The organism is Sphingobium sp. CFD-1, from assembly GCF_024611115.1.
Taxonomy (GTDB): Bacteria; Pseudomonadota; Alphaproteobacteria; order Sphingomonadales; family Sphingomonadaceae; genus Sphingobium; species Sphingobium baderi_A.
Window position 1 is genome coordinate 3042228 of sequence record NZ_CP084398.1, and the last position, 21842, is coordinate 3064069.

A 21842-nucleotide genomic window follows, 5' to 3' on the forward strand; every position below is an offset into this window, starting at 1 on the left:
CGGCCCGTCAACTCTGCCGCGCTAGGACAATCCCGTGCGTAGCGGAGCCTTCAACCCACGATGATCGACACCCTATCCCTGCTGATCAGCCATGGCGTGATCCTGCTCTCCGCCTTCCGGCTGCTGTCGCGCCCGGATCTGGACCGCGATCCCGAAGCAAAGGGGCCGTCCGGCGATGCGTGACCTGTTCTTCATTGCTTTTCTGGGACTTTTTTTCCTGCTGGGCTTCCGGCGGCCGTTCCTGCTGATCGCGGTCTATGCCTATATCGACATCGTTTCGCCCCAGCGTCTTTGCTATTTCCTGCTCAACAGCATCCCGATTTCAGCCATCGCCTTTCTATTGGCGACCGGCGCGTGGCTGCTGGTGGACGACAAGAAGGATTGCCGATTCTCTTTCCGGCAGGTGCTGTTGCTGATCCTGCTTGGCTGGTGCGCCTATACGACCGCGACGGCGGATTTCCCCATTGAAGCGTCCCAAAAATGGTCCTGGGTGTGGAAGGCGCTGATCTTCGCGGTTTTCCTGCCGGTGACGCTACGCACGAAGCTGCGAATCGAGGCGCTGGCTCTGTTCATGGTGCTCTGCGCCAGCACGATCATCATAAACGGGGGCATGAAAACCGCGCTGTCGGGCGGCGGCTATGGCGTGCTCAACCTGATGGTCGACAATAATAGCGGCCTGTATGAAGGCAGCACGATCTCCACGGTGGCGATCGCGATCATCCCGCTGATCTGGTGGCTGGCGCACCACGGCACGATCTTTCCGCCCGATCGGCGCGTCAAGCTGTTCGCGCTCGCCCTCACCCTGGCTTGCCTTTTGATTCCCATTGGCACCGAAACGCGCACGGGCCTGCTCTGCATCCTGTTGCTGGGCGGAATGGCGCTGATGCGCTCCAGGAAAAAGATGGTCTATGGCCCGCTGCTGATGCTCGCGGGGCTGATGGCCATCCCCTTCCTGCCTGCCAGCTTTACCGAACGCATGTCGACGATCGAAAATCACCAAAGCGACGAAAGCGCATCGACTCGCGTTGCCGTATGGATGTGGACCATCGACTATGTGAAGGATCATCCAGGCGGCGGCGGCTTCGACAATTATCTGGCGAACAGCTTCACCTATCTGTCGAGCGGCATTGTGTCCGACAGCGGCGGAAAGCGAGTCGAAACGCGTATCGTGACCGACCGGGGCCGCGCCTATCACAGCGCCTATTTCGAAATGCTGGGCGAACAGGGCTATTTCGGATTCGCGCTCTGGGCGTTGATCCATATCGTCACCCTGGTCCGCACGGAAACGATCCGCCGCCGCTATTTGCGCGATACAGAAGCTGGAAACGGCTGGATCGCGCCACTGGCGTTAGCGCTGCAACAGGGACATCTCGTCTACCTGTTGGGCGCATTGTTCATCGGCATCGCCTACCAACCCTTCATTTTCATGCTGCTGTCGCTGCAAATCGGTCTGGACACCTATCTTTCCCGCCTCCGCAAGAATCAGGCGCGGCAACCAATGCTGGCGGGAGTGGTGGCATGAAGGGCGAGTTGCGTAGCCTGACCACCGCACGCGGCCTCGCGGCCTGGCTGGTGGTCTTCTATCATATCCGGATCGGCTTGCCCTGGCTGCCAGAACCGTTGATGGCCGTCGCGCGCAAGGGTTATCTTGCCGTCGACTTTTTTTTCCTGCTGTCGGGATTCGTCATCTATCTGTCGGCCCATCGCGGGCTGCTGCGTGAGGGCGCGGCGGCCGTTCCCGCATTCCTCGCCCGCCGCTTCGCCCGGATCTATCCGCTCTATGCCGTGATCCTGTCCGGCACTGTCGCCTTCGCCCTGCTCCTGACGCTGACCGGCCGCGACACAGCGGGCTTCCCCTGGGCTGAATTACCGCTGCATGTCGCGATGATGCAGAATTGGGGGCTGACTTCATCCCTCAGTTGGAATCACCCCGCCTGGTCGATCAGCGCGGAGTTCGCCGCCTATCTGCTTTTCCCGGCGCTGATGCTGTGGACACCTGTCAGCCGTGCGCGCCGACCCAATCTGCTGGCGGGCATGATCCTGCTGATCGCCATCCTCTTCCTCTGGCTGCGATGGGATGGACAGACGACATTGGGCATGGACATTCCGCGCCACGGCCTCATCCGCTGTCTGACCGAATTCGGCTGCGGCGCGCTGCTCTGCGCTTTCTGGTTGCGCGGGCGGGATTGCGACAGGCGGGCGCTGCTGCTTTCGCTGGGGGGCGTGGCGCTGTTCTGGGGCCTATGGCTGCTGACGGGCGTGGGCAGCGAGATCTGGGCGTTCCCGGCGGGCGCCGCCTGCCTGATCCTGATGCTTGCCCACGCATCCAACTTGCGGAAAAATCCGCTCCACTGGCGCCCACTCGTCTATCTGGGCGAGATCAGCTATGCGACCTATCTCGCCCATTTCATGGCGTGGATCGTCTTCAAGATCATGTTCGTGGAAGACGCCGCGGCCATATCGCCAGTTCTGTTAGCAGCCTTTCTGTCGCTCCTGTTCCTCCTCTCCATGCTGCTCCACCATGGCGTCGAGAAGCCCGGCCGGCGATGGTTGACACATCCCTTTCCGAACTGGCGGCGCATCATGGCGAGCGATCGGTAACCATCCGGGCAAGGCATCAGGCGGCGGCGGTTACGCCTTCGATCACGGCCTTTCTGAATGCGAAGACGAAGGCGGGGATGTCGGCGGGTTTGCGGCTGGTGATGAGGTTGCCGTCGATCGCGACTTCCTGATCCACCACCTTCGCCCCGGCGTTGGCGAGGTCGGTGCGGACCGAAGGCCAGGATGTCACTGTCCGGCCGGACACGATGTCCGCCTCCACCAGCAGCCAAGGTCCGTGGCAGATTGCAGCGACCGGTTTTCCCGAATGGACAAAAGCCCGCACCAGATCGACCGCCTTTCCGTTGGTACGCAGCCTATCGGGATTGGCGACGCCGCCGGGAAGGATAAGGCCGTCATAATCCTCGACCCGCACATCATCGAGCGTCAGATCGGGCGTGATGGTGGCGCCTTTTTCATCATGTTTCATGCCCTGAATGGGCTTCTTTTCGGGCGAGGCGAGCTTCACGGTAGCGCGCGCGCCGATGAGTTGGTCGCGCGGGTCGAACAATTCCGATTGCTCGAAACCGTCTGTCGCGATGATGAGGATACGTGTCTGATCGATGGCGGGCATGGGACGATCCTTTTTTGCCTGTGAGAATGAAGCGACAACAATGCTGGCGAGCATGTGTTGCGGAACGAAGCGATGAACGGCGGGTTTGCAGGGATGATAAGGAAGGCCGCCCCTTCTATGCCCGCACATGCCATTATCCATTCCGACGATAGCCAGCCGGGCATCACCCGCCGGGCATTGAAGCGAGGTTGGGCTTATTTCGGCGTTGACGGGACGCGCATCACCGACAGGGAGGAGATCGACCGGCTGAACGCCATCGCCATGCCGCCTGCCTATACGAACTGCTGGTTCTGCCCCTCCCCCTATGGCCATATCCAGGCGACGGGGCAGGATGCCCGGGGCCGCAAGCAATATCGCTATCACCCCGATTTCCGGGCCGAGCGGGAAGCGGAGAAATATGCCGGATGCCTCGCCTTCGGCCTTGCTCTGCCGCGCCTGCGCGCCCGGCTGGACACCGATTTGTCCTGCCGCGGGATGCGGAAGGAAAGGACCATCGCCGCCGTGGTGCGCCTGCTCGACCTTGCCAAGTTGCGCGTGGGGAATGAACATTACGCCACCACCAACAAGAGCTTCGGGGCGACCACCCTGCGCCGCCGCCATGTGGACATGGCGGGGCATTCGCTGATGCTGCGCTATCGCGCTAAGTCTGGGCTGCTACGCGAAATGACGGTGACAGACCGGCGGCTGTCGCGTTTCGTGCGGAAGCTGCATGACCTGCCGGGCCAACATCTGTTCCAATATCTGGACGAAGCGGGGGAAGCGCGGCCGATCACCTCCGGCGACGTCAACGCCTATATCGCCGAAACGATGGGCGATGCGTTCACCGCCAAGCATTTCCGCACTTGGGGCGCTTCCACCATCGCCTTCGCAGCGCTGTGCGAAGGGCCGGTCTCGCTCAAGCAGATGATCGCGCCAGTCGCCGAAGCACTGGGCAATACCCCTGCCATCAGCCGGAAAAGCTATATCCATCCCGCGCTTATCGACTTGTGCAGGAACGGCCAGGACAAATGGCGTGAAGGGCTTCGCTTGCCGCGCCGGACGCGCTATCTGTCGCGGCATGAGCGCGGGTTGATCGCGCTGCTGGAAATGCTGGCGGATAAGGAGCCGCTGCCTGCGGCGGCCTGACCTCCTTTACGGCATGAGCGAAGGACAAGCATGGCGGACCAGAAGGATGTGACGATAACCGGGTTGGACGGAAAGCCGCTGAACCTGCGTAACGACTGGGATTTGATGACGGGATGGGTTTCCGATCACGCCGTCCAGATCATGATCGCGGCGGGCGCGGCCATTGTCATCTATCTGCTGCTGACGGCGATGCGATCCTTCGGCACCCGGATAAAAGGCAAGCCCGGCGATCATCTGGGGGTATCCAATGTGCTGGGCCGGACCTTTGCCCGCACAACGCAGTTCTTCATGGTGATGGTCTCCGCCCGGCTGGTGGCCGGCTATGCCGATCCGCCGCCCGCATTTTACAAGACCGTGACCTTTCTTTTCACTATCGCCGCCGTATTCCAGGTGGCGATCTGGCTGCGCGAAGTCATCCTGGGCCTGATCGAGCGAAAAGCCACAGAGGACGGTCAGGCCGACACGCTCAGCAACGCGATGGCCCTGATCCGGGTGCTGGTGACGGTGGCCCTGTTCGCCATCGCAACGGTGGTCGTGCTCGACAATCTGGGCGTCAACGTCACTGGCCTGGTCGCGGGCCTCGGCATTGGCGGCATCGCCATCGGTCTGGCCGCGCAGGGCATTTTTTCCGACCTGTTCGCCGCGCTTTCCATCATCTTCGACAAGCCGTTCCGCCGGGGCGAGATCATCACCTATGACCAGACGACCGCAAGGGTGGAGCGCATCGGCCTTAAAAGCACGAGATTGCGAGCGGTGTCGGGCGAGCGAAAGGTCATTTCCAACGCGAACCTGCTGCAAAAGGAAATCACCAGCCTCCAAACCCTGACGCAGCGGCGGGTCCAGTTCCTGATCGGCCTCATTTACCAGACGCCGGAAGACAAGGCCGAAGCCGTTCCCGCCATGCTGAAGGACATCGTGGAGAAGGAAGGGCATATATTCGTCAATGCGGGGCTGGTCAGCTTTGGCGCGAGTTCCCTGGATTTCGAGCTGAATTTCGATGTGCCGGACCCGGACAGGCACGATTATTTCCAGTCGCGGCACAAGGTCGGCCTCGCCATCTGGAAGCGTTTCAATGCCGAGGGGATCGAGTTCGCCTATCCCACGCAGACCAGCTTCACCGCCGCGCCGGATGGAAGAGCGGTGATGCCCTATCCTGATGTTCAGCCGGTGATCCGTGTTGACGGCCACTCCTGATCCAGGATTCGGCCTGCCGTGAACGGGACTCGCCTCATCCCCAAGGCGTTGCGCGGCAGCGGCGGTCGCCCCTACTGCTCCCCGAAAGCATGACAAGCGGGAAGCCGGATATGAACTTCACGAAAATCCTGACCGGCGCAGCGGCGCTGGTCATCGCCGCCATCGCGCCCGCCGCCCATGCCGAAGGGCTGGGCGCGGAAGTGAATTACGGGCGCGCGGACGGTCATTGGGGTGCGGAAATCGGCGCGGGCTATGCCATGGGTTTTGGCGGTTTCAGCCTGACGCCGGGCGCTGGCGTCTATTTCCGCAATGGCGACGAGCGGCTCTATGGCCGGATCGAGGCGGCCTATACGCTGCCCGCTTCCGCCACCATCGGGATCGGCGCGCGTTTCAGCAGCGACAATATCCGTCCCTATGCAACATTTGCCATGCCGCTGATCCCCAAGCTGCGGGTGAAGGGCAATGTCGGTCCCAAATATTATGCGGTCGGTCTGACGCTGGGTTACTGACCAAGACCCCACAGCGTTCCGGGGCGCAGCAGGCCGTCCTGAACGCAAAGGCCACCATCCCGATCGCTTGCCAGCAGCAAGGCGCCGTCCAGATCAATCCAGTCCGCCCCCTGCGCCACCAGCGCGGCGGGCGCGATGCCCAGCGACGTTCCCAGCATACAGCCCACCATGATCCGGAAACCCCGCGCCCGGGCTTCCCCTGCAAGCGCCAGCGCCTCGGTCAATCCACCCGCCTTATCGAGCTTGATGTTGACCGCATCGAAATCGCCGAGCCGGTCGAGATCGGCCCTCGTATGACAACTCTCGTCGGCGCATAGCGGCAGGGACGCGCGGACGCCGGACAAGCGGCCTTCCTGTCCATGCAGCACTGGCTGCTCGACCATTTCGACACCCAGCTCAGCCAAGGCCTGCGCCTCGACCGCTATATCCAGCGCGTGCCAGCTTTCATTGGCGTCCACGATCAGGCGAGCAGTCGGCGCCCCCATCCGCACGGCGGCAATGCGAGCACGGTCGTCCTCGCCCGTCAGCTTGCATTTGAGCAGGGAGAACCCCCTTGCCACGGCGGCGCGGGCATCGGCCTCCATCCGCTCTGGATCATGCAGGCTGATCGTAAAGGCCGTGGGGAACGGCGCGGGTTCCGACAGTCCCGCCAGCTTCCACACAGGCGTCCCCGCCCGTTTCGCCTCCAGATCCCAAAGCGCGCAATCCAGCGCATTGCGGGCAGCACCCCGCGGCATGGTTTCCAGCAACGCGAGCCGGTCGAGTGGCCCGTCATAGGCGTTGATGGCGGCGGCGCAGCCTTCCGCGCTCTCGCCCTCATAATAAATCGCAGTCCCCTCCCCGCGCCCGACCAGCCCATCTCCCTCCACCACGCAGACTATGACATCCACCACCGTCTTTGCACCCCGGCTGATGATGAAGGCTCCCGCCACCGGCCAACGTTCGACGGTTGCGGAAAGGATGCGGGTCATGCGGTGTTCCTGCGATGCGAGATGAACGGACGCGCGAATGGTGTCCTTACCACGTTCATAATGGCCCCTCCGCTCTTGTCCAATCACGCTTGATCTGTCGGTTTCATCATGCCTGCAATCCCTGCCTCCGCAGAAATGACGGAAGCCCCAAAAATGAATGGGCGGGCAGCGCTTTTCCTTGCCGCCGATTCTTTCAAATCGCTGACAGCCCGGTTCAGCACCGCGACATCGCCTTGCCCGCATAAGGGTGGCACGAGGGGCGCTATGCCCCGTGCAAGGAAAGCAACGACGATGCTGAGGAAAGTCATGCTGGCGGGCCTGATGGCCGCGACGACGCTGGGCGGGATCGCACCCGCCTACGCCCAGAACTGGGGCGAACGGATGCGCGGCCGCATGGAGCAGCCATCCGGTCACGCGCAGGGCCAGGCCCGGCCCGGCGGCGATGCGGGGCGAAGCGCGGGACGCGTGCGCGCTGACAGGCCCGCGACACCGCGCGCGGAACGGCCCGCGCAGAACTGGCAGCAGCGCGCACGGCAGGATCGTCCGGCGCCCGATGTGAGGCCATCACCGCAACCACGCGCCGAATCGCGCTGGAACGGGAATGACCGCAATCGCGGTGAGGTTCGGCAGGGTGCGCGCCCCGGCTGGCAGGGGGGAACCGCGCGGAACGACCGGGACCGGCGCGACAATGATCGCGGCGCCGCTTCCAATGTGCCGCAGCGGCAGGAATGGCGCGACCGCCAGAACGATGGCCGCAGCGCCGCCGACGACCGCCGCTGGGATGATAATCGCCGCAACGGCAACGACCGGCGCTGGAACGACAACCGCCGCAACGGCCGGGACGACCGCAACTGGAATCGCGGTTCCGCCAACAACCGCTTCGATGATCGGACGCGTTGGAGCAACCAGCGGCGCTGGGACAATGGCTGGCGCAACGACAGGCGCTATGATTGGCACAACTATCGCGCCCGTTATGGCGATCGCTATCGGGCAGGCCGCTATTATGCGCCACGCGGATGGGACTATGGCTATCGGCGCTTTTCCATCGGGATTTTCCTGGGCGCCCCGCTCTATGCCAATAATTACTGGCTGGACGATCCCTGGTCCTACCGCCTGCCGCCCGCTTACGGCACGCTGCGCTGGGTCCGTTACTATGACGACGCGCTGCTGGTCGATGTCCGCGACGGCTATGTGGTCGACGTGATCCACAATTTCTTCTGGTAAGCGCCGGATGATGCGAACTTCCTGAACTGGCCTTCAGGAACCACTTGGCCCGAAGCCGCGCGCTTCGGGCCATTTTCATTTGCGCCGGGCGCGGCCCCGGTGGCAGGAGGGCGCGATGAGCGAGATTATCGACGATGGCGGCGTCGCATCCGCTGCCCGCGCCCACATCGGCGACACCATTCGGGCGCGGCTGGACCGCAATCCCATGGTGCACCGGATCGACACTCCGCATCTGGAAATCTATGGGCGGCAAGACTTCCTGAGCGCGCAGGAATGTGCGGGCTTGCGCGAACTGATCGATGCGGGCGCGCAGCCATCCACGCTTTTTTCGGGCAGCGCCAATGCCGAGTATCGCACCAGCCACAGCTGCCATCTCAGCCCATGGAGTCCGCTGGTCGAAACGATCACGCAGCGCATCTGCGCCCTCACCGGCATCGCGCCCGAAACAGGAGAGACGCTGCAGGGACAGCGCTATACGCCTGGGCAGGAATATAAGGTCCATTGCGACTTCTTCCCGGTCACTGCCAGCTATTGGCCGCGCATGCTCAAAAGCGGCGGGCAGCGGTGCTGGACAGCAATGATCTACCTGTCCGGGGTGGAGGAAGGCGGAGAAACGCATTTCCCGAAATGCGAATTTATGGTGCCACCAGTCGAAGGCATGGTCCTGGTCTGGAACAATATGGATCTCGACGGCGCGCCCAACGAATATAGCCTGCATGCGGCGCGGCCAGTCGTGCGCGGCACTAAATATGTCGTCACAAAATGGTTTCGCGAGCGCAAATGGGCGCCCTGAAATCTCTGCGGGCCGTTACATCCTGCGACATAAATAACTGATTCCTGACTATTTCATTACCGCTCGGTTCAGACGGCGGAGCGCATATGCGGGGCACCGGCAAAGGAACCGGCGACCAGCCCGCAGGGTTGATCCCCCCACCTTTCCGAATCGGACGATGGAGACAGATTATGCGTAAGTTGATCATATTGGGCCTGATCGCAGCGACCGCCGCACCGGGAATCGCTACGGCCCAGTCGGCCTCCGAATTGCGCCACGATCGGCGCGAAATCCGGCAGGACCAGCGCGACCTGCGTCAGGCCCAGCGCCATGGCGACCGTCATGACGTGCGCGATGCGCGCCGCGACGTGCGCGATTCCCGGCAGGAATATCGCGAGGACTGGCGCGACTATCGCCGGACGCACCGCGATGTTTATCGGGGCGGCAACTGGCGTGCGCCCTTCCGCTATTCGCGCTGGAACGTCGGCGCGCAGATGAGGCCGGCCTATTACAGCTCGCGCTATTATATCGCCGATCCCTATCGCTATCGGCTCCCCCGTCCGGGCGCCAATTTGCGCTGGGTGCGGCATTATAATGACGTGTTGCTGGTGAATGGCCGCACTGGTCGCGTTGTGCAGGTCCATCGCGGCTTTTTCTGGTAAGCGCGGCTCCGCAAAGGGCTGACGCAAGAACGGCTCCGGGTTCCCTTTCCCCGGAGCCGTTTGTTTTTTGCCCGACAACAAAGCCACCGCCCTTGGCCGCGCCGCCCATTTCCAGGCGAGCGCGGCCGATGGCGCGTAAACGCCATCAGTCCGAAAGGGGGTGGACCGAGCGCGAAACGATCCGCAGCGCGAAAAGTTCCCTCGCTCGCCTCAGGCGGAGAGCGCCTGGGCGATCAGTTTCCGGCTGTTGTCGATGCCATAAAGCGCGATGAAACTGCCCATGCGCGGTCCCTGATCCGCACCCAGCAGCGTCTGATAGAGCGCCTTGAACCAGTTGCGTAGCTCCGCGAAGCCGAACGCCTCATCCTTGCCGATGGCATAGACGATATTCTGTATGTCCTCCGCCGAGGCGTCAGCAGGGAGCGCGGCCAATTCCTCATCCAGTTTTCGCAGTGCCGCCGCTTCATGGGTTTCGGGCGCGCGCTTTTTGAGCGTGGGGGCCACGAAATCGCGATGGTAAGCGAGCGCATGGCCGATCAGGCGGTCGAGATCGGGATAGGTTTCCGGGCTGGCGTCCGCGACATAGTTGCGGAGATAGCTCCATACCTGATCGCGGGTCGCATCGCCCATCACCCCGACAAGGTTGAGCAGCAGACCGAACGTCACTGGCAGCGATCCTTGCGGAAGTTTACCGTCATGGACGTGGTGGACCGGATTGCCCAGTTGCTGTTCGACCGGCTGGCTGGGGTAATTGCCCCGGAACTGCCAATATTCATCCACCGCGCGAGGAATGACGCCCATGTGGAGCTGCTTCGCCTTCTTCGGTTCGCGATAGGCGTAGAAGGCAAGGCTTTCCTCCGGCCCATAGGTCAGCCATTGCTCGAGGCTGAGGCCGTTGCCCTTGGATTTGGAGATCTTCTCTCCCTTTTCGTCCAGGAACATTTCGTAATTGAAGCCTTCGGGCGGACGGCCGCCGAGCGCACGGCAGATCTTTGAGCTTTGCGTGACCGAATCGATCAGATCCTTGCCCGCCATCTCATAATCGACGCCCAGCGCAACCCAGCGCATTGCCCAGTCGACCTTCCACTGCAACTTCGCGCCGCCAGACAGGATCGACTGCTCGATGACTTCACCCTCATCCTCGAATCGGATGAGGCCCGCATCGGCATCCACCACCTCGACCGGCACCTGAAGGACGATGCCGCTTTTCGGACTGATGGGGAGGACAGGCGAATAGGTCGCTTGCCGTTCCTTGCGAAGCGTCGGCAGCATGATGTCCATGATCGCCTGATAGCGGCGCAGCACCAGCTTCAATGTTTCGTCGAACGCGCCTGACTGATAGCGTTCGGTCGCGGAGACGAACTCGTAGTCGAAGCCGAAGCGGTCGAGAAACTCGCGCAGCATTGCGTTGTTGTGATGCGCGAAGCTTTCATATTTGCCGAAAGGATCAGGCACCTGCGTCAGCGGCTTGCCCAGATGTTCCGCCAGCATCGCCTGGTTGGGCACATTGTCCGGCACCTTGCGCAGGCCGTCCATGTCGTCGCTGAACGCGATCAGGCGCGTGGGGATGTCCGACAGCGCATGATAGGCGTTGCGGACCATGGTTGTCCGCAGCACTTCGTTGAAGGTGCCGATATGCGGCAGGCCCGACGGACCATAGCCGGTTTCGAACAGGATATGGCCTTTTTCAGGCGCGCCCTGCTGATAGCGCTTGAGCAGCTTGCGGGCTTCCTCATAGGGCCAGGCCTTGGATGCGCTCGCGGCGGCGCGGAGAATATCGGAAACGGTCATGAGCCAAGCCAGTAGCGGCGAACAGGCCGAAAGAAAACGCCCTTTCGGGGTAAATCTGTATCAAGCATCCGAGCGGTTTTCAGACTTCATTAACCTCATAAGTTCATATGAGCATTAAGGAGGAGCCATGCAGATTCAGCGCGCCCGTGTCCGCATCGCAGTCGAAATTCCGATTGTCATCACCACTGTGCTTGACAGTCTGGAGGGAACGATCGTCGATCTGAGCGAAGGCGGCGCACAGGTAGTTGGGTGTTCCCTGCCCGCGAAAACGCAGTGCCAGCTCGATCTGGATGGCCATGTCGTGTTCGGCACGGTCCGTTGGTCCGAAGAGGACCGAATGGGAATCCGATTCCCCTATGAATTGACCGAAGGGCCATTGCTGGAGCGGCTACATATGGCGCGGGCCGCACGGCGAGCACCGATGGCGGCCTATCAACCCGCCTATGAACGTCTGCCCACGACGCCTTATGCCCCGCTGATACAAAGCGGCTTTGGACGGCGCATCCGCTAACGTCGGTCCGTGTCACGAACCAACTAGACGCTTGCCCGTTTACGCTGGATTAACCCTGTTGTCCTATGCCGGTGACAGGCTTCCGCGCCAAAAGCCCGCGCATTGAAGGACTGTCTGTGGCGTTCGACCTTTCCCTATCCAATCACGATAAGGAAGAGCCTCGTTCGCCCATTCTCCACGCTTGCCCGCCGTTGCTGGTCATGTCGGTGTTTTCTATCATCCCGGCAATCGGCGTGGGCACGGGCCTGTTTTCCATGGATATCGCTGCACTCGGCCCAATTTTCCTGGCGATTTCGGTGATAGTGGCATGTGGACTTCGCCTGAGCTGCCTAAAGATGCCGATGATAGGCCACTTAGTCTGGGCCAGCGGCACCTTTTATCTGATCGCCCTGATCGTGCCGCTGGCCTGTGCAGTATTGGCCCGGACAGCCCTGCCTTATGCGGATGAAGCATTGAGCCAAGCGGATCAGATGCTGGGCTTTGACTGGATGGCAATGATTCACTTGTATCAGGCGCATCCCATCGCGTCCGAATTCCTTGCAAGAGTGTATATGACGCTGAACTGGCAACCTCAACTTCTGCTTCTGCTGCTCTGCATTTTCCGATCCACGCCTATGGTTTATCGTTTCCTGACGGCATGGGCCCTCTGCCTGCTCATGACCGTCGCGCTCTTTCCCTTTTTTCCTGCCGTGGCCGCGTTCGATTTTTATCGAATCAATGTTGCGGACATGCCTGGCCCCATCATGGAATATGACTGGAAACTGCGGGAAATCATGGACGGATTAAGGAACGGAACGGACGCCGTTTTGGGTCTTGATCATCTGAAGGGCATCATAACCATGCCTAGCTTCCATGCGGCTTCAGCCGTATTGCTGACATGGGGTTACTGGTCGCTGACATGGATGCGCTGGCCTTTTCTTTTATTGAACGTCATCATGATCATCTCTGCGCTACCCATAGGCGGTCATTATCTGATCGACATTTTCGCGGGCATGGCGTTGGCTGCTTTGTCGATCCAGGGCGCCAATCACATCCATCGCCGGATCGACAATTTCGAGGGTGTTCGACTCATCGCAAGATCATCCCTGCAAGCAGCCTGAAACGCCGCGCGGACTCCCGATCACCGCTTTTCGGGTTTCCCTTTTGTTCCGGCTCGCCTAAGCCGGACGGGTGATCGACCCGTCCGCCCTGCCCGCACTCCATGCCAGCCATGGCGGCATCTGGCATCGGGAGGGGGATCACACCCAGGGCATCGCCAAGGGGCAGGCGATCAGCCGCGCGGCGGAGACCCCGACCCTGATCCTGAATGCGCCGCTCACCGGACAGAGGCTGGGCTATCCCGATCTGAATGGCCTCGACCTGCTGGAGTTGTGGGCATTCGTCTATCCCGCGCATTTCCTGGTGCCCACGCCCAAGGGGCTGGCCGAGGCGCTGGACCTGCCCGCCATCGCCAGCGAAGCGGATATTCCCGCGCTGTTGCAGATGGCGACGGCGCGGCTGCTCGACCGGATCGGATCGCCTACATGGAAGGAACGCGAGGGCGCGTGGACGGCGGCGCAGGCGCTGCACCGGCTGCGCTGGCCATGGGCGCCGCTGGTGGCGCGCCGGATCGCACAGCCGAAAGAAGCGGAACGCTGGCTCTTTTCCAAATTGCCCGAGTGGGAGGAAACACCGCCGCGCCCCGCGGCCCGCGTGATCGCGCTGGAGGAGGATCAGGTGCTCGGCCGGCTGGCGCACCTGACCGGCATGGATGCGGAGCCGCGCCCCGGCCAGCAGGCCTATGCGGCCGCTGCCATCTCCGCCTTCCGCCCGCGCGCGCATCGCGATCAGCCCAACATGCTGCTGGCTGAGGCCGGGACCGGGATCGGCAAAACGCTGGGCTACCTCGCGCCCGCCTCGCTCTGGGCGGCGCAGGCACAGGGGACGGTGTGGGTATCGACCTATACCAAGGCGTTGCAACGGCAACTGGACCGGGAAAGCCCGCGCCTCTTCCCCGATCCCGTGATGGCGGCCAAGCGGGTCGTGGTGCGGAAGGGGCGGGAGAATTATCTCTGCCTGCTGAACCTTGAGGATGCGCTGCAAGGCGGCTTTTCGGGGCGCGCGGCGATATTGGCGCAACTGGTGGCGCGCTGGGCGGCCTTCACCAAGGATGGCGACATGATCGGCGGCGATCTGCCCGGATGGCTGCCGATCTTGTTCCGGCGCAACGGCTCCACGGCGCTGACCGACCGGCGGGGCGAGTGCATCTATGCGGGCTGTCCACATTACCGGAAATGCTTCATCGAGCGGTCAGTGCGGGCTTCGGCGGAGGCGGACATCGTCATCGCCAATCATGCGCTGGTGATGATCAACGCCGCGCGCGGGCGGGAAACCGGGCAACAGCCGCAACGCATCGTCTTCGACGAAGGCCACCACCTGTTCGATGCGGCGGATTCGACTTTCTCGGTCGCGATGTCGGGGCAGGAGACCATCGAACTGCGCCGCTGGATCATGGGACCGGAAAGCGGTTCGCGCGGACGACGGCGGGGGCTGGCGGCGCGGCTTTCGGATCTTGCGAGCTATGACGAGGCGGGCGGCGAGGCGATCCGCATGGCGGCGGACGCGGCGCGCGCGCTCCCCGCCGACGAGTGGCTCAAGCGGATCGTCGCGGGCGAGCCTTTCGGGCCGGTCGAGGCGCTGCTCTCGGCGGTGCGCGGGACGGTCTACACCCGCGCGGGCGACAATGGCGAGACGGATGCCGGATACGGGCTGGAGACGGAACTGGCCGAACCCGACGGCGCGCTGGTAGAGGCCGCGCAGGAAGCGGCGCTGGCGCTGGATGCGCTGCTGCGGCCCCTCACCCGGCTCGCCAAGCGGCTGGAAGCGGTGATCGAGGATGCGCCCGACTGGCTGGACGGCTCGGCGCGGGCGCGGGTCGAAGGGGCCATCGCTTCGCTGGACTGGCGGTGCGATCTGGTTTCGGCCTGGCTGGCGCTGCTGGCGCGGATCGGGGGACCGGTGGACGCGGACTTCGTGGACTGGCTGGCGGTCGACCGGATCGAGGGACGCGAGTTCGACATCGGCATCCACCGCCACTGGCTCGATCCGACGCGGCCGCTGGCGGAGACGGTGCTGAAGCCCGCGCAGGGCGTGGTCGTCACGTCCGCGACGCTGAAGGGCGGCGGCGATTGGGACAATGCGGAGCGGCGCTGCGGCGCGGCCCATCTGCCGCGCGGGGCGGATCGGTTCGAAGCGTCCAGCCCCTTCGACTATGCGGCGCGGTCCGAGGTGCTGATCGTCACCGACATAAAGCGGGGCGACATTGCCGGGCTGTCGGGGGCTTATGCGCGCCTGATCGAGGCGGCGGGCGGGGGCACGCTGGGGCTGTTCACCGCGATCCGGCGGCTTCGGGCGGTCCATGCGCGGATTGCGGATCGACTGGCGCGGGCAGGGCTGCCGCTTTACGCGCAGCATGTCGATCCGATGGATACGGGCACGCTGGTCGATATCTTCCGCGACGATCCGCGCGCGTCGCTGCTGGGGACCGATGCCCTGCGCGACGGAGTGGACGTGCCGGGTCATTCGCTGCGGCTGGTGGTGATGGAGGGGGTGCCCTGGTCCAAGCCCACGGTGCTGCACGCCGCGCGCAAGCTGGCGGAGGGCGGGAGCGCCTATGACGACCGGCTGATCCGCGCGCGGCTGGCGCAGGCGTTCGGGCGGCTCATCCGGCGCGCGGGGGACAAGGGCAGCTTCGTCATCCTGTCCGCCGCTATGCCGAGCCGGTTGCTGTCCGCCTTTCCGCCCGGCACGCCGATCCGCCGTCTGACGCTGGACGAAGCGATCATCGCCGTCAGCGTCGGCGGGCAATATAGCGATGGCCTTGGCGGCGGCATGAGGCTAGGGGATCAGGGAATCATCCATGATCCGCCCGCCCCGGAGAGAGAATGAAGCGCCTGACCCTGCTGCGCCATGCCAAGTCCGACTGGGACGATCCGGTCGCCCGCGACTTTGACCGGCCGCTCAATCGCCGGGGAGAAAAGGCGGCGCTGTTGATGGGGCAATTCGCGCAGACGAAGAAGATGCGCTTCGACCGGCTCGTGGCGTCCCCCGCCGTGCGGGTCGTACAGACGCTGGAAACCTTCTTTGCGGGTTATGGCGAAGCGCTGGACGCGCATTGGGACCGGCGCATCTATCTGGCGTCGGCGGCGACCCTGCTGGACGTGGTGCGCGATCTGCCCGAGGAGACGGGGAGCGCGCTGATGGCAGGGCATAATCCGGGTTTTGAAGAACTGATCCTGGAACTGGTGCCGGACGATGGCGCCAGCCCGATACGAGAGGATGTGGAAGTGAAATTCCCCACCGCCAGCCTTGCCGTCATGGACCTGGCCATCGACCGCTGGGCCGATGCGGCAGAAAATAGCGCGACGCTGGTGAGCTTCATCCGGCCCCGCGATCTGGACCCCGCCTTGGGACCGGGCACGCGCTGAGGCTTACTCGATGACACCGATCCTTTGGCGCAGAGCCGAAATGCGCGATGCGCCTGCTCTGTCGATATAGGGCGGCGCGACATTTCTGGCAAGCTTTGCCCATGATCATCCGGGCCAGGCGCTGATCGACCACATCCTTGGCGCTCATGATGAAGCCTTTTATCGCGCCGTGCTGGGCGATCTCGACCAGACGGCGCTGATCGGCGAAACGCCGCTAGGCGCACCGGTGGGTTATGCGCTGCTGACGCCGCCAGACCTTCCAGTTCCGGTAGTCAAAGGACTGGACGCAGAATTGAAGCGCTTTTACCTGCTGAGCGGCTGGCAAGGGCGGGGCAATGGCGACGCGCTGATGGAGCTGGTAGTGGCCGAAGCGCGGGCGCGAAAGGCGCAGCGCCTGCTGCTGGCCGTCTATTTCGCGAATGAAAAAGCGCGCCGTTTCTATGGGCGGCATGGCTTTGCGGAAATCGGTGAAACCGTCTTCATGGTCGGGGACGTGCCGTTCCGCGACCTGATCTATGCTCGTTCGCTGTAAATAGACCCTTACTCGCCCAGCGCCTGCGCCAATGTGGTGCGGATCGACTCCAGACGCCTGAGCAGATCAGTTCCGGGCTGGCTCGGCTGCGACTTTGGCGAAGATGCGCCATTGCCGTCGGCCAGCGCCTTTTGCGCGCCGCGCACGGTGAAGCCTTCGACATTGAGAAGCTGGTTGATCCGGCGAACCAGCGCGACATCGGCCGGGCGGTAATAGCGTCGGTTACCCGCCCGTTGCAGCGGACGAAGCTGTGGGAAGCGCGTTTCCCAATAGCGCAGTATATGTTGCGGAAGATCCAGCTCACCCGCCAACTCACTGATGGTCAGAAACGCACCCTCTGCCTTTTCCATGAAGCAGATGTTGCACCCATAGTTGAGCCAAGGTCAACCATGGTAAATGCATGATATGTGCTAAAAAAGACGCAAACCGGCGTTCAGCCGCCGGCCACGCGGTCCCGCATGGCCTGACTGGCGCGGAAGGTCAGCACGCGACGCGGTTCGATCGGCACTTCCACACCCGTTTTCGGGTTGCGGCCCATACGCTGATTCTTGTCGCGCAGGACGAAGGTGCCGAAGCTGGAGATTTTCACATTTTCTCCCCTCTCCAGCGCGTCAGCCATATGTTCGAGGATGGATTCCACCAGCGCCGCCGCTTCGGCGCGCGAAAGGCCAATGTGACGATTGACGCTTTCTGCAAGGTCGGCCCGCGTCAAGGTTCCATTGCCCGTCATATGACTTCCCCGTTTAGTACCCCTTTGATGAAGGTGCCCCAGAAGCGCAATTTTTGCAAGGTGGCATAAGGACAAGAAAGCGTTTCAAAACTAGACTTTACAAGGAGGAGAAAGAGCTAGACGCGCAAGGCGCAAGCGCCCCAGGTGAAGCCGCCGCCCATGGCTTCCAGCACGAGCAAGTCACCTGTCTTGATCCGGCCGTCGCGCACCGCCAGATCGAGCGCCAGCGGCACCGACGCGGCGGAAGTATTGGCATGCTGATCCACCGTCATGACGACCTTTTCGGGCGGCAGCTTCAGCTTGCGCGCTGTCGCGTCGAGGATGCGGGCGTTGGCCTGATGCGGGATCAGCCAGTCGATATCGGCGGGGGTGAGGTCCGCCAGCGCGAGCACTTCGGTCAGGACGGAAGCGAGATTGACGACCGCGTGGCGAAAGACTTCCTGCCCCCTCATCCGCAACTTGCCAACGGTCTGCGTGGTAGAAGGCCCGCCGTCTACATAGAGCAGCTGGTTATGGCGGCCATCGGCATGGAGTTTCGATGCGAGGATGCCGCGGGTGCCCTCCGCGCTTTCCTCCGCGCCAAGCACGATCGCGCCCGCGCCATCGCCGAACAGAACGCAGGTGCCTCGGTCTTCCCAGTCGAGAATGCGGCTGAAGGTTTCGGACCCGATCACCAGCGCGCGCCGGGCCGCGCCCGAGCGGATCATGCTGTCGGCGACCGTCACCGCATAGAGGAAACCGGAACAGACAGCCGCCACATCGAAGGCGACGCAATCGTCGATGCCGAGCGCCGCCTGTACCAGCGTGGCGCTGGCCGGGAAAGTCTGATCGGGCGTGGCGGTCGCCAGGATAATGAGATCGATGTCCTGTGGTGTCAGCTTCGCGGCATCCAGCGCGGCGCGGGCCGCATCGGTCGCCAGCGAGGCGGTAGTTTCTCCTTCGCCCGCGATATAGCGCGCGCGGATGCCGGTGCGCTCCACAATCCATTCATCGCTGGTGTCAACCGTCTGCGCCAGTTCCGCATTGGTGACCTTGCGCGCCGGCAGAGCCGAACCCGTGCCCAGAAGTATCGAACGGCGGATCACTTTGCGGACAGCTCCTGCTTGGAGGGTGCGGACAAGGCTTCGATCCCCGCCATGTCGGCGGCGATGCGCCGGGTGATGTCTTCCTCCAGCAGGCGCGCGGCGACGTGGACGGCGTTGGCCACGCCCTTGTCGGTGGCGCCTCCATGGCTTTTTATGACCACGCCGTTGAGGCCCAGAAAAACCGCACCATTGTGATTATTGGGATCGAGATGATGTTTGAGCAGATGCATCGCAGGCTTGGAGATCAGGAAGCCGATCTTGGAGCGCAGCGAACTGGTGAACGCCCTGCGTAGCAGGTCGGTGACGAAACGGGCGGTGCCCTCCGCGGTCTTGAGCGCGACATTGCCCGAAAAGCCGTCGCACACGATCACGTCGACATCGCCCCGGCCAATCTTGTCGCCCTCGGTAAAGCCTTCGAAGGACAGCGGCAGCGCATCGGCGGCGCGCAGGATCGCGGCGGCGTCGCGGATTTCGTCGGTGCCCTTGAGTTCCTCGGTGCCGATGTTCATCAGGCGCACGCGCGGGCGGTCGAGGTCGCAGGCGATGCGGGCATAGGCCGCACCCATCACCGCGAACTGGACGAGGTTGCGCGCATCGCATTCCGTGTTCGCGCCAAGGTCCAGCATGACGACATCGTTATCGCCCAGCGTTGGCAGCATCGCAGCTAGCGCGGGCCGGTCAATGCCCGGCATGGTGCGAAGCGCAACCTTCGCCATCGCCATCAACGCACCGGTATTGCCCGCCGACACGGCCGCCCCGGCATCGCCCGATTTCACGGCAGCGATTGCCATGCTCATCGAACTGCCCTTCTTGCGAACGGCGGCACTGGGCTTGTCGCTGCCATCGACCACCGAATCGCTATGGACGACTTCGGAAGCCGCGCGCAGATTGGGGTGGTTGTCGAGCGCCGCCTTGATCTGCGTTTCGTCACCGAACAGGATGAAACGCAGGCCGTCATGACGGCGACGGGCCAAAGCCACGCCCGCCATCATAACGCGAACGCCTTCATCCCCGCCCATCGCGTCGATTGCGATTCGCGGATGGTTCGGCACGTCAGATCACCTTTGCGGCGGAAAGAATGTCGTCAGGCTCCGACGGCAACGACTTCACGACCATTATAATGGCCGCAAGCATCGCACAGATTATGCGGACGCTTCAATTCGCCACAGTTCGAGCATTCCTGGAACGCTTCGACGCGCAGCGAATCGTGGCTGCGGCGCATACCGCGGCGGGAGGGAGACGTTTTCCTCTTTGGGACAGCCATGTCGGCACCTTATTCCGTAAATAAAAATCTGGTTGTGCGACTGGCCGTAATCCGATGGATGCGGACGCCACAGGCGCCGCAGACCCATGCGGCCCGGGTGATCGCGAAGCCCTGCGCCTATACCGCTTTTTAGCCGGGGCGCAAGTCCTTCCTTGCCCCTGCTCGCTCCTGTCTTATGCTGCGGCATCCCGTCACGTCCCTGGGGGAGAGGACATCATGCTACTGCCGATCACGCTGACGCTGGCTGCCGCCTGCGCGCTCATTAACCTGTGGCTGGCGAGCCGCTGCGTGCGAATCCGGATGGCCGACAAGGCCATACACGGCGATGGCGGCAACGCCCTGCTGGCGCGGCGGATGCGCGCCCATGCCAATTTCATCGAATATACGCCGATCGTCCTGATCCTGTTTGCGCTCATTGAGATGGCGCTGGGCGCATCGCTGTGGTTGTGGATCGGCGCGCTTGCTTATGCCATCGCGCGAATCGCCCATGGGCTGGGCATGGATGCGGAAAGCGGCGGCGGTCTGCGCGCCATGGGGGCGCTTGCCACATGGATCATCATGATCGCGCTGGCTGGCGCCGCGCTCTATGCCGCTTATTACGGTATGCGGGAAATCCCCGCGCCGCCCGCACTGGCCGCCGTCGTCTAGGCCAGCACTGCATCGGCAACGAAGGGGTTACTCCGTCGTTCATGTGCGAAATTGCTCATGGGGCCATGGCCGGGAACGAAGGCCGTGTCCCCGCCAAGCGGCCAGAGCTTGCCGGTGATGGCGTCGATCAAATCCTGATGATTGCCCATGGGGAAGTCGGTACGGCCGATAGACCCTTGAAACAGCACATCGCCGACGATGGCGAGCTTGCTGGGGGCATGGTGGAATATGACATGGCCGGGCGTGTGGCCGGGGCAATGCAGCACATCCAGTACCAGATTACCCACCGTCACCTGATCTCCATCGTGGAGCCAGCGGTCCGGTTCGAAAATTTGGCCTTTTATGCCGTAACGGCTGCCATCCTCGGCAAGCCGGTCGATCCAGAACCGGTCCGCTTCATGCGGCCCTTCGATCGGCACGCCCAGTTCTTCCGCCAATATGCCCGTCTGCCCGCAATGATCGATATGCCCATGGGTGACGAGCAGCTTTTCGATGGTCACGCCCTGTTGTTCGGCGGCCGCCTTGAGCCGGTCGAGATCACCGCCCGGATCGACGAAGGCGCCCTTATTGGTGGCCGTGCACCAGAGCAGCGTGCAATTCTGCTGCAAGGGCGTGACAGGGATAATAGTGGCTTTGAGCGGAGGCATGGTCATGCTCCCCGATGTGGCGAAGAGGCGGGTCGGGCGCAAGGCCCTGCCCCAGAACTATCGTCCTATCATCGTTCCTGCTCCGCTTCCTCCATGTCGAACCTCTCGGCCAGGCTGATGCCGTCAAGCACCTTGGCCGTTTCGTCACGCAGACGCAGCATCACCCGATGCAGGCGACACTCCGATTCGGGCAGGCAATTATTGCAGGTTTCGTGCGCGAAACGGCTGGCGCAGGGCGTGAGCGCGAGCGACCCACGCGTCAGCCGCACGATATCGCCATAGCTGATGTCGACTGGCGCAAGGGCCAGCCAATAACCGCCATCCCGCCCGCGCTGCGTTTCCACCAGCCCTTCGCGCGCCAATTCGGACAGGATCACCGTCAGGAACTTGGAGGGAATATTCTGCTGCGACGAAATTTCGGTAAGCGGAACCGGGCCCTGACGGTAGCGATCGGCCAGATGCTGAAGTGCGCGGATGGCATAGCGGGTCTTCTGCGAAAGCATGGGTCCGTTATTCGCTCATGTCCGCGATTTGACAAG

25 protein-coding genes are annotated in these 21842 nt (G+C 62.9%); 15 read left to right on the plus strand and 10 right to left on the minus strand.

Features of this window, described 5'->3' with window-relative positions; genetic code table 11:
* The first annotated feature begins 60 nt into the window (after positions 1–60).
* Genes LDB26_RS15340 through LDB26_RS15350 form a run of 3 tightly spaced genes read left to right on the plus strand, consistent with a single transcriptional unit; the run spans position 61 to position 2601 of the window.
* Entirely contained in the window at positions 61–183 is a 123-nt protein-coding gene (locus LDB26_RS15340) for a hypothetical protein (protein WP_257539081.1), read from the plus strand.
* On the plus strand, positions 176–1522 hold the full coding sequence (locus LDB26_RS15345) for a putative O-glycosylation ligase, exosortase A system-associated (RefSeq protein ID WP_062060753.1): 1347 nt from the start codon (positions 176–178) through the stop codon (positions 1520–1522). Before LDB26_RS15340 ends, LDB26_RS15345 begins: the two co-directional genes overlap by 8 nt.
* Positions 1519–2601: an acyltransferase gene (locus LDB26_RS15350; protein ID WP_062060756.1), complete on the plus strand. Its 1083-nt coding sequence runs from the start codon at positions 1519–1521 to the stop codon at positions 2599–2601. Before LDB26_RS15345 ends, LDB26_RS15350 begins: the two co-directional genes overlap by 4 nt.
* Before the next feature lie 16 nt (positions 2602–2617).
* Here the strand turns inward: LDB26_RS15350 and LDB26_RS15355 are convergent, their stop codons facing one another.
* Complete coding sequence (locus tag LDB26_RS15355) at positions 2618–3172, minus strand: type 1 glutamine amidotransferase domain-containing protein (RefSeq protein ID WP_062060767.1); 555 nt, start codon at positions 3170–3172, stop codon at positions 2618–2620.
* Between the two features lie 117 nt (positions 3173–3289).
* Between LDB26_RS15355 and LDB26_RS15360 the strand changes: the two genes are divergently transcribed.
* The 3 genes from LDB26_RS15360 (at position 3290) to LDB26_RS15370 (ending at position 6000) form a co-directional block, all read left to right on the plus strand.
* Positions 3290–4297, plus strand: coding sequence for a DNA topoisomerase IB (locus LDB26_RS15360; RefSeq protein ID WP_257539082.1), 1008 nt, complete (start codon positions 3290–3292; stop codon positions 4295–4297).
* A gap of 30 nt (positions 4298–4327) precedes the next feature.
* Positions 4328–5491: a mechanosensitive ion channel family protein gene (locus tag LDB26_RS15365; protein ID WP_062060773.1), complete on the plus strand. Its 1164-nt coding sequence runs from the start codon at positions 4328–4330 to the stop codon at positions 5489–5491.
* Between the two features lie 110 nt (positions 5492–5601).
* Positions 5602–6000: a hypothetical protein gene (locus tag LDB26_RS15370; protein WP_257539083.1), complete on the plus strand. Its 399-nt coding sequence runs from the start codon at positions 5602–5604 to the stop codon at positions 5998–6000.
* Here LDB26_RS15370 and dgcA read toward each other — a convergent pair.
* The gene (gene dgcA, locus LDB26_RS15375; protein ID WP_062060779.1) at positions 5994–6971 is read right to left on the minus strand and encodes an N-acetyl-D-Glu racemase DgcA; all 978 of its coding nucleotides are present in this window, start codon (positions 6969–6971) and stop codon (positions 5994–5996) included. The two genes, LDB26_RS15370 and dgcA, sit on opposite strands and share 7 nt — an antisense overlap.
* 291 nt (positions 6972–7262) lie before the next feature.
* Here dgcA and LDB26_RS15380 point away from each other — a divergent pair, with 291 nt between their 5' ends.
* The 3 genes from LDB26_RS15380 (at position 7263) to LDB26_RS15390 (ending at position 9629) form a co-directional block, all read left to right on the plus strand.
* Positions 7263–8195, plus strand: coding sequence for an RcnB family protein (locus tag LDB26_RS15380; RefSeq protein WP_062060783.1), 933 nt, complete (start codon positions 7263–7265; stop codon positions 8193–8195).
* A 115-nt stretch (positions 8196–8310) separates the two neighbouring features.
* The gene (locus tag LDB26_RS15385) at positions 8311–8988 is read left to right on the plus strand and encodes a 2OG-Fe(II) oxygenase (protein ID WP_257539085.1); all 678 of its coding nucleotides are present in this window, start codon (positions 8311–8313) and stop codon (positions 8986–8988) included.
* A gap of 170 nt (positions 8989–9158) precedes the next feature.
* Positions 9159–9629 carry an RcnB family protein gene (locus LDB26_RS15390; RefSeq protein WP_257539087.1) on the plus strand — a complete coding sequence of 157 codons (471 nt, stop codon included), beginning with the start codon at positions 9159–9161 and terminating at the stop codon, positions 9627–9629.
* A gap of 210 nt (positions 9630–9839) precedes the next feature.
* Here LDB26_RS15390 and LDB26_RS15395 read toward each other — a convergent pair whose 3' ends face one another.
* On the minus strand, positions 9840–11420 hold the full coding sequence (locus LDB26_RS15395) for a lysine--tRNA ligase (RefSeq protein WP_257539089.1): 1581 nt from the start codon (positions 11418–11420) through the stop codon (positions 9840–9842).
* 127 nt (positions 11421–11547) lie between these two features.
* Between LDB26_RS15395 and LDB26_RS15400 the strand changes: the two genes are divergently transcribed.
* From LDB26_RS15400 to LDB26_RS15420, 5 genes are all read left to right on the plus strand, one after another.
* A complete protein-coding gene (locus tag LDB26_RS15400) occupies positions 11548–11931 on the plus strand; it encodes a PilZ domain-containing protein (RefSeq protein ID WP_062060798.1) in 384 nt (127 codons plus the stop codon).
* 116 nt (positions 11932–12047) lie between these two features.
* Entirely contained in the window at positions 12048–13031 is a 984-nt protein-coding gene (locus LDB26_RS15405; protein ID WP_197413635.1) for a phosphatase PAP2 family protein, read from the plus strand.
* A gap of 70 nt (positions 13032–13101) precedes the next feature.
* The gene (locus LDB26_RS15410) at positions 13102–15858 is read left to right on the plus strand and encodes an ATP-dependent DNA helicase (RefSeq protein ID WP_257539091.1); all 2757 of its coding nucleotides are present in this window, start codon (positions 13102–13104) and stop codon (positions 15856–15858) included.
* Complete coding sequence (locus LDB26_RS15415; protein ID WP_062060808.1) at positions 15855–16397, plus strand: histidine phosphatase family protein; 543 nt, start codon at positions 15855–15857, stop codon at positions 16395–16397. Before LDB26_RS15410 ends, LDB26_RS15415 begins: the two co-directional genes overlap by 4 nt.
* A 169-nt stretch (positions 16398–16566) precedes the next feature.
* Positions 16567–16929, plus strand: a complete 363-nt coding sequence (locus LDB26_RS15420) for a GNAT family N-acetyltransferase (RefSeq protein WP_257539093.1) — start codon at positions 16567–16569, stop codon at positions 16927–16929.
* An 8-nt stretch (positions 16930–16937) separates the two neighbouring features.
* Here the strand turns inward: LDB26_RS15420 and LDB26_RS15425 are convergent, their stop codons facing one another.
* The 5 genes from LDB26_RS15425 to rpmF form a co-directional block, all read right to left on the minus strand.
* Complete coding sequence (locus LDB26_RS15425) at positions 16938–17279, minus strand: MerR family transcriptional regulator (protein WP_062060814.1); 342 nt, start codon at positions 17277–17279, stop codon at positions 16938–16940.
* An 83-nt stretch (positions 17280–17362) separates the two neighbouring features.
* Positions 17363–17659, minus strand: a complete 297-nt coding sequence (ihfA, locus tag LDB26_RS15430) for an integration host factor subunit alpha (protein WP_062060817.1) — start codon at positions 17657–17659, stop codon at positions 17363–17365.
* 116 nt (positions 17660–17775) lie between these two features.
* A complete protein-coding gene (locus tag LDB26_RS15435; protein WP_257539095.1) occupies positions 17776–18744 on the minus strand; it encodes a beta-ketoacyl-ACP synthase III in 969 nt (322 codons plus the stop codon).
* Complete coding sequence (plsX, locus tag LDB26_RS15440; protein ID WP_257542158.1) at positions 18741–19763, minus strand: phosphate acyltransferase PlsX; 1023 nt, start codon at positions 19761–19763, stop codon at positions 18741–18743. The genes LDB26_RS15435 and plsX overlap by 4 nt, the downstream gene beginning before the upstream one ends.
* A 65-nt stretch (positions 19764–19828) precedes the next feature.
* Positions 19829–20008, minus strand: a complete 180-nt coding sequence (gene rpmF, locus LDB26_RS15445) for a 50S ribosomal protein L32 (RefSeq protein ID WP_031291030.1) — start codon at positions 20006–20008, stop codon at positions 19829–19831.
* A gap of 216 nt (positions 20009–20224) precedes the next feature.
* Between rpmF and LDB26_RS15450 the strand changes: the two genes are divergently transcribed.
* Complete coding sequence (locus tag LDB26_RS15450) at positions 20225–20656, plus strand: MAPEG family protein (protein ID WP_257539096.1); 432 nt, start codon at positions 20225–20227, stop codon at positions 20654–20656.
* Here the strand turns inward: LDB26_RS15450 and LDB26_RS15455 are convergent.
* Entirely contained in the window at positions 20653–21309 is a 657-nt protein-coding gene (locus LDB26_RS15455) for an MBL fold metallo-hydrolase (protein ID WP_257539097.1), read from the minus strand. The genes LDB26_RS15450 and LDB26_RS15455 overlap by 4 nt on opposite strands.
* A gap of 62 nt (positions 21310–21371) precedes the next feature.
* Positions 21372–21806, minus strand: coding sequence for an Rrf2 family transcriptional regulator (locus tag LDB26_RS15460; protein WP_062060827.1), 435 nt, complete (start codon positions 21804–21806; stop codon positions 21372–21374).
* Between the last annotated feature and the right edge of the window lie 36 nt (positions 21807–21842).

Excerpts from the sequence above, each read along its gene's own strand:
- LDB26_RS15340 (WP_257539081.1), top strand. The coding sequence starts at position 61 with ATGATCGACACCCTATCCCTGCTGATCAGCCATGGCGTGATCCTGCTC.
- LDB26_RS15345 (WP_062060753.1), top strand. The coding sequence starts at position 176 with ATGCGTGACCTGTTCTTCATTGCTTTTCTGGGACTTTTTTTCCTGCTG.
- LDB26_RS15350 (WP_062060756.1), top strand. The coding sequence starts at position 1,519 with ATGAAGGGCGAGTTGCGTAGCCTGACCACCGCACGCGGCCTCGCGGCC.
- LDB26_RS15355 (WP_062060767.1), bottom strand. The coding sequence starts at position 3,172 with ATGCCCGCCATCGATCAGACACGTATCCTCATCATCGCGACAGACGGT.
- LDB26_RS15360 (WP_257539082.1), top strand. The coding sequence starts at position 3,290 with ATGCCCGCACATGCCATTATCCATTCCGACGATAGCCAGCCGGGCATC.
- LDB26_RS15365 (WP_062060773.1), top strand. The coding sequence starts at position 4,328 with ATGGCGGACCAGAAGGATGTGACGATAACCGGGTTGGACGGAAAGCCG.
- LDB26_RS15370 (WP_257539083.1), top strand. The coding sequence starts at position 5,602 with ATGAACTTCACGAAAATCCTGACCGGCGCAGCGGCGCTGGTCATCGCC.
- dgcA (WP_062060779.1), bottom strand. The coding sequence starts at position 6,971 with ATGACCCGCATCCTTTCCGCAACCGTCGAACGTTGGCCGGTGGCGGGA.
- LDB26_RS15380 (WP_062060783.1), top strand. The coding sequence starts at position 7,263 with ATGCTGAGGAAAGTCATGCTGGCGGGCCTGATGGCCGCGACGACGCTG.
- LDB26_RS15385 (WP_257539085.1), top strand. The coding sequence starts at position 8,311 with ATGAGCGAGATTATCGACGATGGCGGCGTCGCATCCGCTGCCCGCGCC.
- LDB26_RS15390 (WP_257539087.1), top strand. The coding sequence starts at position 9,159 with ATGCGTAAGTTGATCATATTGGGCCTGATCGCAGCGACCGCCGCACCG.
- LDB26_RS15395 (WP_257539089.1), bottom strand. The coding sequence starts at position 11,420 with ATGACCGTTTCCGATATTCTCCGCGCCGCCGCGAGCGCATCCAAGGCC.
- LDB26_RS15400 (WP_062060798.1), top strand. The coding sequence starts at position 11,548 with ATGCAGATTCAGCGCGCCCGTGTCCGCATCGCAGTCGAAATTCCGATT.
- LDB26_RS15415 (WP_062060808.1), top strand. The coding sequence starts at position 15,855 with ATGAAGCGCCTGACCCTGCTGCGCCATGCCAAGTCCGACTGGGACGAT.
- LDB26_RS15425 (WP_062060814.1), bottom strand. The coding sequence starts at position 17,279 with ATGGAAAAGGCAGAGGGTGCGTTTCTGACCATCAGTGAGTTGGCGGGT.
- ihfA (WP_062060817.1), bottom strand. The coding sequence starts at position 17,659 with ATGACGGGCAATGGAACCTTGACGCGGGCCGACCTTGCAGAAAGCGTC.
- plsX (WP_257542158.1), bottom strand. The coding sequence starts at position 19,763 with ATGGGCGGGGATGAAGGCGTTCGCGTTATGATGGCGGGCGTGGCTTTG.
- rpmF (WP_031291030.1), bottom strand. The coding sequence starts at position 20,008 with ATGGCTGTCCCAAAGAGGAAAACGTCTCCCTCCCGCCGCGGTATGCGC.
- LDB26_RS15450 (WP_257539096.1), top strand. The coding sequence starts at position 20,225 with ATGCTACTGCCGATCACGCTGACGCTGGCTGCCGCCTGCGCGCTCATT.
- LDB26_RS15455 (WP_257539097.1), bottom strand. The coding sequence starts at position 21,309 with ATGACCATGCCTCCGCTCAAAGCCACTATTATCCCTGTCACGCCCTTG.
- LDB26_RS15460 (WP_062060827.1), bottom strand. The coding sequence starts at position 21,806 with ATGCTTTCGCAGAAGACCCGCTATGCCATCCGCGCACTTCAGCATCTG.